A 14430-nucleotide genomic window follows, 5' to 3' on the forward strand; every position below is an offset into this window, starting at 1 on the left:
AGCGCTTACAAGTGCTGTAATACATGCTTTTACATAAAAAATCGTTTATATATAGTATTTTTGAAAGCGGCACCATATTGTAATCAGGAAGCATTAAACTTATTGGAGGACGACTCGATGAAAAAGCTATTGTACGGTGTTGCTTATTATGATGAATATATGCCTTATGACCGTTTGGACCAAGATATCCAAATGATGAAGGATGCAGGAATCAATGTAGTGCGGATAGCCGAATCTACTTGGAGTACGCATGAACCGCAGAACGGAGTGTTTGATTTCACCTCCGTGGATCGGGTGCTGGACGCCATGCATAAGGCGGGTATTGAGGTCATTGTGGGCACGCCGACCTATGCCGTACCCACATGGCTGGTGAAGGAGCATCCCGATGTCTTGGCGACAACACCTCAGGGACCGGGCAAATACGGGGCTCGTCAGATTATGGACATTACGAACCCGGTGTATCTGTTCCATGCTGAGCGAATCATACGCAAGCTGATTGGACGGGTAAGCCAGCATCCGGCAGTTATTGGCTTTCAGACAGACAACGAGACGAAGCATTACCATACGAGTGGTCCCAATGTGCAATTACAGTTTGTGAAGTATTTGCGGGAGCGGTTTGAATCACTGGAGGAGCTGAACCGCAAATTTGGACTGGATTACTGGAGCAATCGCATCAATAGCTGGGAGGACTTCCCTTCGGTGGTCGGAACGATTAATGGAAGCTTGGGCGCGGCCTTTTCCCAGTTCCAGCGCAAGCTGGTGACGGACTTCCTGGCCTGGCAGGTCGCGATTGTCAATGAATATAAGCGGGAAGACCAATTTGTTACACAAAATTTTGATTTTGAGTGGAGAGGTCATTCCTTTGGAGTTCAGCCGGACGTGGATCACTTTGCTGCATCTGAAGCGTTTGATGTGACGGGTGTCGATATTTACCATCCATCACAAGATGATTTGACTGGAATTGAAATCTCTTTCGGTGGTGATGTGGCACGTTCGACAAAACATAATAATTACTTAGTGCTGGAAACGGAGGCGCAGGCGTTTACACACTGGGTTCCTTATCCGGGACAATTGCGTCTGCAAGCGTTCAGTCATCTGGCTTCCGGGGCCAATATGGTAGCTTACTGGCACTGGCATTCCATTCATAATTCCTTCGAAACCTACTGGAAGGGTCTGCTTAGCCATGATTTTGAACCGAATCCTGTGTATGAGGAAGCACAGACGATAGGGAAGGACTTTGCAAGACTGTCCACGCATCTGGTCAATCTGAAAAAGAAAAATAAAACAGCTATCCTGGTTAGCAACGAAGCGTTGACATCCATTAACTGGTTTAAGTTTAATATGAACAGCCCACTGAATTACAATGACATCGTACGCCGTCTGTATGACGAGCTGTATAAGCTGAATATTGGGACAGATATCGTCCATCCGGGTACAGAATCGTTTGATGACTATGATCTCTTGATCGTTCCGAGTCTGTATTCTGCGCCAGATGCACTGCTGGAAAAGCTGAACCGATATGTCGAACAAGGTGGTCATGTGGTATACACGTCCCGCAGCGGATTTACCGACGAACATGTGCAGGTGAGAACATCGCAGCAGCCGGGCGTGATTAGCGAAGCGTGTGGTATTCATTACAGCTTGTTTGTGGAGCCGAAAAATGTGACACTCAAGGATAATCCTTTTAAAGTGGCAGAAGATGACAATCAGGTAGATACGTGGATGGAGCTGATAACGCCGACGACTGCCGAAGTATTAGCCTATTACGATCACCCGCATTGGGGCAAATATGCTGCGATTACGCAAAATCGCTATGGTCAGGGAACGGCGACCTACATCGGCTGTATCGTCAGTTCGGCGGTCATCCGCGAATTGTTCAGCTCTGTAGCCAAAAAGGCAGGCGTATGGGGACTGGATCAGGAAGCTTCTTATCCGATCATTGTTAAGTCCGGTACGAATGATTTGGGACGAACGATCCGGTACTATTTTAACTATTCCGAACAAGCAGGCTCGGTGGTGTATCCGCACGGGGACGGCAAGGAGCTGATCGGAGAGCAGTCGGTTACCCATGGACAATTGCTCCAATTGAAGCCTTGGAGTGTTATAATTATCGAAGAAGCGTAAATGATGAATAATGAGTTGAAATCGACGTACGAATAATACAGAATAGGTATCCCGCCGTAACGATCCGGCACATTGAAGCGCCCCTGCGAATTGCGGGGCGTTTTCGCATATGGCTGAATAGAGGAGTGCATCGCTATGCCAACCCGAGCAGTCCGCTGGTTCCGGGCGCTGACGGCCCCGTATCGAAGCAGCATTCAGCTCAAGCTGATTTTGACGATGATTGTTCTATCTGTGCTGCCTGTCATTGCTGTCACGGTGCTGGCTGCGGAGAAAAGCAGAGCATCTATGGAAACCGAAGTGGTCGAGACGAACATGTCCAATATGAAATGGACGGGCATTTATATCAGCGACCAGTTAGATCGTCTGAATCATCTGATTTACAGCATTCAGATCAGCCCTGATCTAAGCGATTATTTGAATGAACGCGAGCCTGACAATCTTTCAAGCCAATTTAATGCTCAGCGAAAAATGTTGAATACGCTGGCGAATGTATATTATTCAGCCGGGAGTCATGTCATCGGTATTCAGCTGTATCTGAAGCAATCGCAAACCCTATTTACCTTTAATAGTATGCAAAATGAAATTACGACAGTGAGCGGTATTCCCTCGCAGTACGCCGAGATGTGGCAAGCGAACAAGGATTATTCGATTCGATCAAGCCCTGCAGATCCTGATCGCTTTACACTGACACGCAGTATTCGGCGTTTTGAAGACCAGAAGCAGACGGGGGCTATTTCATTGGAGGTGCTATGGTCACAATTTGATCAGACGCTGGGTCTGCTGGGACGTGGGGATCAGCACCAGGTATTGATTACAGATGGGGATGGCAGGGTCATGTATCCAGCGCAGGCTCGTCAGTCGCCTCCTCCTCCAGGAGTACTGACAGCTCTTCGTGATGTTAAGCCGGGTCCCGGGATGCTTCAAACTGCCGAACATTATGTGTTCTACAATGATCTGGATGTGGTTGGACTGAAACTAGTCAAAATCATACCGACTTCCTCCATTAACCACAGTGCCTTTTCAACCATGCTGTATGGTATTGTCGTAGGCGTGATTTCAATCCTGGTTTCCATCTGCATTGCCGTTTTCATCGCATGGCGGACTGCACGCCCGATTGTCCATTTGGCGCGTTCGGTGCAGGAGCTTGATATGATCAAGGGGCCAGCTGGAGAGCCAAGTACACGACCGGATGAAATTGGGTTACTGGAAAGAAGTCTTCATGGGATGGCAGGCCGAATACGCGAGCATATCCAGACGGAATACAGTATCAATTTGCAAAAAAAGACGGCTGAATTGAAAGCGCTCCAGGCGCAGATTCATCCTCATTTTCTGCAAAATACGCTGCAAATGATCGGAAGTATGGTGTTTTCACAAAAGCCGGAGGATACCTATGAAGTCATTCGTTCGCTGAGTGAGATGTTCCGTTACGTGGTACGGGAGCCTCAGGATATGGCCTCTCTGCGTGCAGAGCTCGATCATGTGGGACATTATATGCGTATCCAGCAGCGTCGTTTTCCGCAAAGATTAGTATTTCAAGTGGAGACAGAAGAGCAGGCGATGGATATTCGTTTGCCCAAGCTATCGCTTCAACCATTGTTGGAAAATGCGTTTCAGCATGGTCTTGATCGCAAGGCAGGGGCGTGGCGAATGGCAATCCGCGTGGAAATTATGAAGGAAGAAGTGTGCATTACGGTCAGCGATAACGGTAACGGCATGCCCCCGGACAAGCTGGAGAAAGTTCGGGCAAAGCTGGAAAACGCATCGGAGGAACCAATTTGGGCCCAGGGCAGTCATATCGGATTAAGCAATGTGGCTTCACGCATACAAATGAATTTTGGAGTGCATTATGGAGTGACTATAGATAGTGAGCAGGGAGTCGGTACATGTGTCACTATTCGTATTCCATTCATCTCAGCAGAGGAGGGCAAAATATGATCAGGGTATTAATCGTTGACGATGAGCCGTGGAACCGCGATATTTTGAAGACATTTGGCACATGGGAAAAGCTTGGAATGGTAGTAGTGGGTGAGGCTGAGGATGGAGACGAGGCATTCAGGCTGGTCGGGGAGTTAGCTCCCCACATTGTGATTACGGATATGCACATGCCGGGTGCGGACGGAGTAGAGCTGCTGCAAGCGCTAAATAACCAATGTCCTGATGTGAAAATCATTGTCGTGAGCGGTTATGATGATTTCGCGTATGCCAAACATGCGATCCGTTACAAGGCTGTTGATTATTTGCTCAAGCCTGTCAATCCTGTCGAGCTGAATGCGGTGCTACTCAAATGCAAAAACGATCTGGAGGTCAAGGCGGCCGAACAGCAGCCAGAAGCAACAGAACTGGATTATGAGTTTTTCCACAAGTTAACCCGGTATAAGCAACTGCTGCGTCTTTATTTTAATGAACTGAATCGTGACGGGGTGAACTTAACATGCAGGCAGGTTGTGCAGGAGCTGGAGAGTTATGGAGCACCAAGTCAACCTATGCTGGGCAGGCTGGTACAGGAGTTGCTTTCCCTGCTGAAAGAGCTGTCAGCGGATAACGGGCTGGATACTTCTACGGCAAAGGAACGATTTCCGCTTTCGCAGGCTGCCCTATCCTCTGTAGAACATGCGCTGGAATTCGTATCGTCATGCTATGTTCAGGAATTGGATCAGCTGATTCGGCAACGGAAATACAAAAATAAGCTGAATTTGGAGGAGGTACGGCGGTATATCGACAGTCACTTTGCTGGGCCGATTACACTGGAGCAGTTGGCGAAAAACTTTTTTGTAAGCAAGGAATATATGAGCAAGGTATTCAAGCAGGAGTATGGTCAGAATGTAACGGACTACATTGTAGAACGGAGAATGGAAAAGGCGCGGGAATGGCTGTCCAATAAACAGATTTCAATTAAAGCCGTTGCAGAGATGGCTGGGTATGAAGATGTGTCTTATTTTTATCGGGTATTTAAAAAGCATTTTGGCATGGCCCCCGGTGAAATGAGAAAGGAAGTTTAAAAAAATCCAATCCAATAAGTTAAGGGTGTCCAATGGCAGAAGTGACCTCCCATCCTATAATGAAAGCGTATACAAAATGAGATTTTCAACTTAGGGGAGGTCATTTTGCATGAAAATGTGGAAAGGTGTATTGAGTACAATGCTGGTTGGCACGTTGTTGGCCGGATGTGGAGCGAATTCTTCAGGCAGTGACAGCAGCAGTTCCAGTGGAGACGGAAAAACTGTAAATCTCAAAATGTTTATTGCTCAGCCCCGCTTAAAGGAGCACTACGATAAATACATTAATGCGTTTGTAGCCAAAGAGAAGAAAGATAAAAATATCGACGTCACCGTTCAACTAGAGATGCCGCCTGCTGACAATGCCGCACAAATTCTGAAGACAAGACTCGCTTCCAACGATGCACCGGATGTATTCGCACTGCATGCGGTGAATGAAATTCCACCGTTTTACAAAGCGGGATACTTGGAGGATTTGTCTGGTCAGCCATTCGTCAGTAAATTGATGGATAGTGTAAAGCCTTCGGTGACGACGAAAGACGGCAAAGTCGTAGCGGTTCCTTTGGAAACGATCTCCTGGGGCTATTTGTACAACAAAAAGATATTTAAGGATTTGGATTTGAAGCCGCCAGGAACGTTGACCGAAATGAAGGCTGTCGTCGAGAAGCTGAAAGCGAACAATGTGAAACCGTTCCTGTTGTCTTACAAGGAATCCTGGATTCCACAGCTGTTTGTGCCGCTCACAGCAGGTGCGATGATGAACACACAGAATAAAGATTTTATCGAACGGATGAATCAGGACAAAGGTTCTTTTTCCGAAATGAAGAGCATGTTCGATATTATTGATCTGGTGAACAGCAATGGTACAGACAAGGCGCTGGAAATTGGCGGGGATGATGGATCGGCGGCATTTGCTTCGGGTAAAGCGGCAATGTGGATTCAGGGACCGTGGTTTGCGGAAACGATTTTAAAATCTGATCCGAAGATGGACTTTGGAGTAGCACCTCTGCCGATTAATGACGATCCTAATGCGACCCTGATCAATCTGTCCACTTCGACTTCGTTGGCTGTATCCTCTACCAGCAAGAATAAGGAGGTTGCGCTCGATTTTGTTAACTATGTGTTGGACGACAAGGATTCCAGCGCGTTCTATGAAGCATTGAAATTTAACCCCATCTCCAAAGTGCATACGTTTAAGAGCTATCCTTGGGTTAATGATGCTACCGAATATGTGAAAGCAGGCAAGTCGTACCAAGATCCATCAATTCCGCAGGCGGTCAAGGATGAGGCAGGCAAATCGCTACAATCTTATTATGCTGGCCAGCTCTCGCAGGATGACGTCATTAAGGCGCTGGGTAAGGCATGGAAATCGTATAACAAAGTGAACAAGTAGCGGTAACCTACAGAATGACATCGGGAGGGAGAGACTCCATGCCTTTTAAAATCTACAAAAAATACGTCATGCTGCTGGCGTTTACTGCTCCGGCACTAATCTTTTACGCCATCTTCCTGCTTATTCCAACGATCAGCGGTATGTACTACAGTTTTACAGACTGGAACGGATTGAATTCCAATTACAACTTTATCGGCTTGGGGAACTTTGTGGAATCCTTGAAGGAAGACCCCGATTTTCTCAATTCCCTTTGGTTTACACTTAAATACGTATTGGTCATGATCGTGCTGCAAAATGTACTTGCGCTAGTACTGGCAGTGTTGATTGAGTCACGCACACGTAGCAAAGGTTTTTTTCGGACGCTATTTTTTATGCCTAATATGATCAGTACCATTATTAGCGCATTTATGTGGACATTCGTTTTTTCCTCCGTGCTACCGCAAATCGCTGAAAAGACGGCCATCGCCTTTTTAGGTCAATCATGGCTGGGCGATCCGAAAGTATCCTTCTTTTCCATCATTATTGTCTCGCTCTGGAATGGTGTGGGATATATGATGATCATCTATCTGGCTGCGCTTCAGGGTGTACCACAAAGTTTGAAGGAGGCTGCTATTATTGACGGGGCGAATGCATTTCAGACATTGAGAAGTGTGACGCTGCCGATGATTACCCACGCGATTACGATCTGTTTCTTCCTGACACTTAACGGTGCTTTCAAGGTGTATGAGGTCGTGTATGGACTGACTGGAGGGGGACCGGGACGCAGTACACAGGTGATTACGATGAACATTTATGAGGAAGCGTTCTCCAACAACTTCCGCTATGGTTATGCGAGCGCTAAATCCGTTATTTTGTTCGCCATTGTGCTAATCTTTACTCTGATCCAACTGCGTGTCATGAAGAAGAGGGAGGTGGAGGCATGAGGCTGAAAAAAGCCAATTCCTTGCTGATCACGCTGATGCTGTGCGTGGGCGCAGTCGTGTCCTTCTTCCCGATCTACATGGCAGTCATTAATTCGTTTAAAACACAGGGCGAGATGTTTGCATCCTTTACGGCGTTGCCGACGAAGCTTCACTTTGAAAATTACAGTCAGGCTTTTCATCAGACCCATTTGCTGAACAGCGCTCTGAATTCCACGATTATTTCTTTTATCGGCATTGGCGGAATCGTGGTCTGTTCGGCACTGGCAGGCTACAAGCTGTCTCGTACAAGTGGAAAACTGAGCAGTGCAATTTTCTTCCTGTTTGTTGCCTCCATGCTGGTGCCGTTTCACTCTATAATGATACCGCTTACACGAACGGCAAAGGATTTGTCTGTTCAAGGCAGTACGTACGGCTTGGCTTTGATCTATATCGGCTTGGGTGTGAACATGGCAATCTTTTTGTATCACGGATTCGTCAAATCCATCCCGCGTGAGCTGGAAGAATCTGCGCAAATGGACGGGTGCAATGAGTTCCAAACGTTCTTTCGCATTATATTTCCTTTGCTGCTGCCGATCACCGTCACGATTGCTATTTTGGATTTCCTGTGGATTTGGAATGACTTTTTGCTTCCACTTTTGATGTTGACGGATGTGAACCATTACACCCTGATTCTCTCGACCAATATGCTGTTTGGAGAGTACAACAAGGATTGGTCGCTTATTCTGGCCGCGCTCGTGCTGACCTCTATCCCGGTGATCCTGATCTATGCCTTTTTTCAGAAATTCATTATGGAAGGCATTGCGGAGGGAGCGGTTAAGGGATAAGCTATGCTTCTCATCGTTAAAAAAAGCCTTCCTTGATTATAGGAAGGCTTTTTATTTTGGAACGACGCAGATCCAACTTTCACTTCGACAAACAGCTTATTATAAAAAATAAAAGCGAAATGATGATCAAAAATAGATAAATACTAGAAACTCGTCTTCCGATAAGAGCTCCAAAATCTTCAGGATTTTTATACCCAATGATTATACCGGGAATGAAAAAAATGCTGGATAGTAGAAGGCTATAGTGAAATCCAGTATTGTCAACACGATTAGACCATGCGGGCAAGCCTAAAAAGGAAAACAATTGATCCCCAAACGTGTAATTGTCGAGTTCGTAAGAAGCAGCTAGGCCAAGAAGTAATAAAAGCAGTGAAAGTGATCCACGGCCTATTTTTTTTCTGTTTTTTCTCACTAATGTAAAGATAATCAGTAAAATTACAATTGCTTGTATGCTGTAGGTCAATATCGTTAAGAACATGAAGTACCTCCTTGAACATCAGAATCGAATGAGCGAATGTCAATCTCGGGAGTGATTATACCATATTTTGTAATAACTTCATATACATTTCAATACGGAGTTCGATAGCGCAGCGGTCCATTTGGATCAAGTGAAGCAACAGTGATCGTAAGATCAAATGGAACGCGGAGCGGCCTTAGCCATACAATATTTCATCTGAATGTAAAAGGAGATGATTATGTTGGCTACCTTCTCGGCCGCGCTTCAAGTAAAAAAGCGGATGGCCAAGCGTGTCTTGAAAATGTCTGGTGTCCACGGCATTGGCGTAGGATACAGGGACCCTGCTCATCCCAAAAGGGGAGCCGCTGTCATTGTGTACACGGATCGTCTAGCGTCGGCCTCTACTGGACTCTTGTCGGCCACTGCCTTAGGAAAGAAATCGAACGTTCCTATCCGAATTGTAAAGACTGGAAAGATCAGAGCTAATGCCACGGACTACAGAGTGCGCATCCGCCCGGTCATCGCCGGCTACAGTGTCGGGACGATTGAAGGTTCCGGTACAACCGGACTCATCGTTTCCCCAACTGGAGAGCCGGCTACACGTTATCTTTTTAGCAATAACCATGTCCTCAATCCCTCCAATACAGACAATCGGGAAGCTACAATTCAACCAGGCGGAGCCGATGGGGGGACGGTTGCCCAGAATCGTATAGGACGACTGTATCGTTACGTGCGCTTAAATCCCACCGGAACGAACCTGATTGATGCAGCGCTTTCGCTTCCGACCCGCAATAACCTGCTCAATCCGCGTTATGCTACAGTGGGAGCCATTCCGGGTCATGTTACCGCTTATCGCGTAGGAGAAAAATTGAAGAAGGTAGGGCGTACAACCGGGCGGGTTAATGGCACGGTAGAGTCCGTCTATACGGACCTGCAAATCAATTATGGGGGAGAGTTGGGCTTACTGACCTTCGAAGATCAGACGGTTATTAGAGGTACGACTCCTGTATCACTACCCGGGGATTCCGGCTCTGTATGGCTCAGACAGTCCGATAATTATGCAGCCGCGGTCAACTATGCAGGCACGGCAGATGGTCGCTTATCCATAGCCTTTCCGGTACAGTGGTTCATGCAGGTATTCAACACACGAGTAGCCCGCCCCAGCGGGGCAGGCAGGGTGCTCAGAGTAGATACAGGATCTTCCCCTCGCTCCTATACTAGACAACTCACCAGTGAGGAGCTTGTTCGCTTAAGACCAAGAACGACACGCATTAGACGGAGCTAATTCCTCTGCTGATGGAAAAGCTGCCGCTGATTGTTTCGGTAAAGTGGTCGCTTTAAGAGGTTTCCATAGGAAGGCTCGCTTCGGAAGCATCATCTCCCCGGATTTCTCCCCTGATTACAGAATTAATATAAGAAATCCGGGGCGGAGGCGATGGGAAGCATCAGCAAAAGTAATTCACGATACCAATCATTTACGACGCAAATGTTTCACGGTATAAATCATTCATAATACCAATTATTCACAATCTAAAACGTTAATGGCATGAAATGAATGCATAGGTGTATTTTAATCTGCCCCCTCAGCATATGCTTGGACTCCCACATCATGGGCTGTAATGGTGCTGCTTGCCGAGGCCAAACCCCTAATTTCCTGAGCGGTCAGAGCCCTGTTGTAAATGATCAGCTCATCTACCGCACCATTCAGATAAGGATCATCAAACTGGGATTTCCCAATGTAGTTCCAATCTGTCAGTCCAAGGCTGGAAGGCTTCAGCGTCATATTCGTGTTGCGGGTCGCCTCTATACCGTCCACATACATAATTCCTGTAGTGCCTGACAGAGTCACGGCAACATGCTTCCAGACCCCTGTCGCCAGTTCCGGGGCGTTCAGCTGCTGTTCCTCTCCGTTCCCCAAGACAGTGATGGCAAAACGCATACCTGTCCCTTCGGCCTTCGGGGTCAAAAACATATACCGATCTGTTCCTGCTCCAAAATCAAACAGACGAGCCCAGCCGTTATGCGTGTTCACTTGTACCCACGCGGCAATGGTAAAGTCATTGAGGCTGCTAACTATTCCACTGGGCAGGCTGGCATAGGCGTCTGTACCGTTAAGGCGCAGAGCATTGCCATTCCGTCCCGCGCCCCACGAGCCGCCATGTACACTGGCCTGCTGCCCATAACCTGACGAATCGGCTGCGGTTGATCCGGCCGTTTCGTTAAATTCATAATGGGCTATAATGTCCCCAGCGGGAGCCGGATTGCCTGTACTGGACTGAATACGGATATCGTAGTTGGCTGCCGTACCGATATTCAGTCTGACAGTAGTCGCAGCATTGTTAACAGCTGTGACTGAGCCGGTTTTTGTGCCGTCTATCAGTACGTCATACGTACCTGCCGCGAGTCCAGTTATCGTCACAGCAGTCGTATGAGCTGTGCCAGGTGTCGTATTTTTCAACATCAAGCGGATATTGTTCTTGGACTTGGATACGATGGCCAAGCTATATTGATCCCGGTTCAGCTCCAGACTCAGCTTCTGGGTGATCAGATGCAGACGTTGGAATACACCGTCTTTTGGAGTAATCGTATAGCTGTTATTGCTTTCAGTAACGTCACAGCCATAGCCGAATAAGCCGAATATCGGATCGACAGCAACATCCGAGCTTAGGATTTTAATGGCTCCAAACAGCCCCAGATCAGCTTCCCCGGACATGCCGCGCCATCCGTTAAACAGAGGGCCGCCGTCCAGACCAAGGGCTCCGTAATTGCCCTTGCCTGCCTGATATGTCCACGATACTGCCCCGATATTGGCAGGATCAGAGCTGATCTGTCCCGAATTAATCGCCCCGATGTTCGCCAGCTTGGCGGCATAGGATAGACGCTGGTCCACTTCGGGATTGGACGAATAACGACGTGTCCAGTCGTCCATCGCATAGCCCGCCAGCGAGGTGGTGTACTGGAAGTTCCACCAATTTTCTCCGGTGATTGTGACCGGATCGGCGTAATAGTACCAGACAGGCATATGACCGCGTGCGGCGCGTGTTTTGGCATTGATTTTGCTCATCATCGTCGTATTGCCGTTCATTTTGGCAAGTGTATATACGGCCTCTTCGCCTGTATTGTCATAGTTGTACTCAGAGCCATAAGGATAGGTGGTGTTTTTGAAATTGTTGTACTTGGTAGCCATTTTGGCAATCAGGTCGTTAGCCTCAGTAGTCAATCCTTCTTCCTGAAGCGCCTTAATTATATCCGGTGTGGTCAGCTCACCCATAAGTCCTGTGTTCCAGTTATAAGCAACAGGGCCTTCATACAACGCTTTAAAAATACGGTAAGCACGTAGCAAATATGTGTTTTTGCTATTGCGATAGCTGATCAGGTTGGGATACAGCTTGGCAAGTTTATACATGCTGAAAAACGTATTATAAATGTGCGGATAGGCATAGCCCCGGTACGTTGGTGTCGTATTAGGCTGCGGCATCAGGAAATCGGGGACCAGATAATCGGTATGATGGCCTTCCATCAGATTCGTCCAGATAGCCACCTCCAGATAATCATCGACTGCCTTGATCTCAGAGGCCACGGGCTTCAGGACATTTTTCTCCGCCAGAAACTGGCCGTGAGTTAATCCCCAATCATCGCCCCAGCCCCAGTAGCCGGCAAAGCTGTTGCGTTTGGCCTTATATTGCATCATCCAATCGTCAAACACCTTGTCCCTCAGATCGCCAGGCACATTCCATTGCGTGCTGTTGACCATGAAAGTGGAGTGACGCTGAAGTGCAGTGTCAACTGGCTCAATGGCATAGAACTGGAGAACGGTTTTTTCGCCGTTACCGTAGTTCACCGTAATATTGTTGTGACCCAATCGTCCTAGTGTAAGTTCATATATTTTGTGGTTTGTAGGGGCATTTTCCAAATAGTTGATGGTCGTTTCGGAGGGATACTGCGCTGTGACAGAGGTAATGGATTTACGGGTATGCAGATCGAATTTAGCCTTGAGATTGGTCGGGACAATCATACCCGGAACCACCGTCACATCCACATGTCCCTCGCTGTATAGCCTGTCCTTTACAGCCTGCTCGTCTGCTACCTTGTAGAATTTAAAGGCATACGTTTTGCTTTCACCAGGGGCCAGCGACAGACTGGTGCTCCCGAGATAACCACGGTTGGTGCTTTTGATGACATTGGAGTGGATATAGAACACATTCAGTCCCTCAGACCAGCCACCTTGCTCCATAGCCCATGTACTGCCTGGATGCTCCTCGACTCTCCAGTGATCCTGATATTCGAGACCAGCACCCGTTGAGGCATCGGGCATCAGCAGGATATACGGTCCGATGCCGCTAGGCCGTCCAGCGGTAATAAAGGAGCTGTGGTGACCTACAAAGGAGTGAGAGAGTACCCTGGTTTCATAGATTTGTTCGTTATTACCGCCGGACCAGTATTCGTTAAAAGGTAGCGGCAGCCCCCAATCTCCAATTTCCAGTGTTTGATTAGAGGTATTCGTTACTTTCATTTGCCAATGTAAATAGTCGTTAACCAACGAATAGGTTTCATGTAAAGTGAAGTTGCGTATTCCCTGATGGTTTGAGGAATTTTGATAGGACACCTGGACACTGTTACCAGAAGAGGTGATCTGGCGCGCATCTGCAGAATTGCTTGTCCACGCCCGAGTCCAGGCCCCGTTACCGAGACGATAGGTGAACATAAGTTCACCCAGCCACTGATGATCTGACGTATTTTGCTTAGGTGCGTTGGAGCCGTTCATGACATAATTCGTATTGAAGGTGTCTCCTGTCAGACGTAAGGAAGAGATATCCCCATAATTCCCGATCGAGATGGAGAATATTTGATTAGATAGCTGTACTGCCATGCTATCAACCTCCTAACAAAGGTTCGTGAGTGTACTTCACATGTTAATATATGTGTCAAAAATACTTTTGCTACCTTATGCGTGAGAATTAATAGAAAATAGATTCATATAGATGTCCTAGAAGTCTATTCATAGTGGAGGTAGAGGTATCATGAAAAATAAAATGGAGTCACCGAAGATTCCTGCGGACTTACCCATATTAAATGAAGAAATACGCTCCATACGATCCAAAGACGAACTTAGTGTGGGGGCAGTAGAGGAAATCATGTTGGACAATATCGAAGCAGTTAAAGTTTCATTAGAGAAGATGACTTTTAAAAATGTAACCATCACAGAATCGTCATTGCCAGAAAGTGAATGGACAGACGTCATTTTTGATAAATGTGATCTGTCTAATGTTAATTTTTCCGGTTCCTTTATCCATCGCGCAGAGTTCAGAAATTGTAAATTGCTTGGAACGGATTTTTCGAGAAGCAGATTCCAAAACGTTCGTTTTCTGGATTGCTTAGGGGATTATTCAATGTTCCGTTTTGCGAATTTCAAGCAAGTTGGTTTTGAGGATTGTTCTTTGATAAGTACAGATTTTTATCATTTAACGCTACAAAAAACCTCTTTTGCCCGTTGCAATCTGGATCAAGCCATCCTGTCGGGGTCCAAGCTCAAGGGGGTAGATCTCAGTGATTGCGAATTTGATGGAATACAAGTGGAGATAGAAGATTTGAATGGCTGCATCATCTCACCGCATCAGGCTTCATCATTTGTGGGCCTTTTGGGGCTAGTGATCAAATAAGGGGTTCCTCACTGATTTTTAATACGGTCTCATGTCTAGCGCATGCTGTTTCC

General features: G+C 47.0%; 10 protein-coding genes. 8 read left to right on the top strand and 2 right to left on the bottom strand.

Features of this window, described 5'->3' with window-relative positions; translation table 11 throughout:
- The first annotated feature begins 117 nt into the window (after positions 1-117).
- The 6 genes from PPM_RS03580 to PPM_RS03605 all read left to right on the top strand — a co-directional run bounded on the left by PPM_RS03580 (position 118) and on the right by PPM_RS03605 (position 8260).
- Entirely contained in the window at positions 118-2124 is a 2007-nt protein-coding gene (locus PPM_RS03580; RefSeq protein ID WP_013369329.1) for a beta-galactosidase, read from the top strand.
- Positions 2125-2259: 135 nt separating this feature from the next.
- The gene (locus tag PPM_RS03585; RefSeq protein WP_013369330.1) at positions 2260-4059 is read left to right on the top strand and encodes a sensor histidine kinase; all 1800 of its coding nucleotides are present in this window, start codon (positions 2260-2262) and stop codon (positions 4057-4059) included.
- On the top strand, positions 4056-5123 hold the full coding sequence (locus PPM_RS03590; RefSeq protein ID WP_013369331.1) for a response regulator transcription factor: 1068 nt from the start codon (positions 4056-4058) through the stop codon (positions 5121-5123). The genes PPM_RS03585 and PPM_RS03590 overlap by 4 nt, the downstream gene beginning before the upstream one ends.
- A gap of 109 nt (positions 5124-5232) precedes the next feature.
- Positions 5233-6513, top strand: a complete 1281-nt coding sequence (locus PPM_RS03595) for an ABC transporter substrate-binding protein (RefSeq protein ID WP_013369332.1) — start codon at positions 5233-5235, stop codon at positions 6511-6513.
- 38 nt (positions 6514-6551) lie between these two features.
- Entirely contained in the window at positions 6552-7436 is an 885-nt protein-coding gene (locus PPM_RS03600; protein WP_013369333.1) for a carbohydrate ABC transporter permease, read from the top strand.
- Positions 7433-8260: a carbohydrate ABC transporter permease gene (locus PPM_RS03605; RefSeq protein WP_013369334.1), complete on the top strand. Its 828-nt coding sequence runs from the start codon at positions 7433-7435 to the stop codon at positions 8258-8260. Before PPM_RS03600 ends, PPM_RS03605 begins: the two co-directional genes overlap by 4 nt.
- 79 nt (positions 8261-8339) lie before the next feature.
- Here the strand turns inward: PPM_RS03605 and PPM_RS03610 are convergent, their stop codons facing one another.
- Complete coding sequence (locus PPM_RS03610) at positions 8340-8738, bottom strand: hypothetical protein (RefSeq protein WP_040102168.1); 399 nt, start codon at positions 8736-8738, stop codon at positions 8340-8342.
- A 217-nt stretch (positions 8739-8955) separates the two neighbouring features.
- On the opposite strand from PPM_RS03610, the gene PPM_RS03615 reads away from it, so the two are divergent.
- Entirely contained in the window at positions 8956-10002 is a 1047-nt protein-coding gene (locus PPM_RS03615; RefSeq protein WP_013369336.1) for a hypothetical protein, read from the top strand.
- 285 nt (positions 10003-10287) lie between these two features.
- On the opposite strand, the gene PPM_RS03620 is transcribed toward PPM_RS03615, so the two are convergent.
- Positions 10288-13587, bottom strand: coding sequence for a DUF5695 domain-containing protein (locus tag PPM_RS03620; protein WP_013369337.1), 3300 nt, complete (start codon positions 13585-13587; stop codon positions 10288-10290).
- Positions 13588-13738: 151 nt separating this feature from the next.
- On the opposite strand from PPM_RS03620, the gene PPM_RS03625 reads away from it, so the two are divergent.
- Positions 13739-14377: a pentapeptide repeat-containing protein gene (locus PPM_RS03625; RefSeq protein ID WP_013369338.1), complete on the top strand. Its 639-nt coding sequence runs from the start codon at positions 13739-13741 to the stop codon at positions 14375-14377.
- Positions 14378-14430 lie beyond the last annotated feature (53 nt).

Origin of the sequence: Paenibacillus polymyxa M1, from assembly GCF_000237325.1 — a bacterium.
Taxonomy (GTDB): domain Bacteria; phylum Bacillota; class Bacilli; order Paenibacillales; family Paenibacillaceae; genus Paenibacillus; species Paenibacillus polymyxa_C.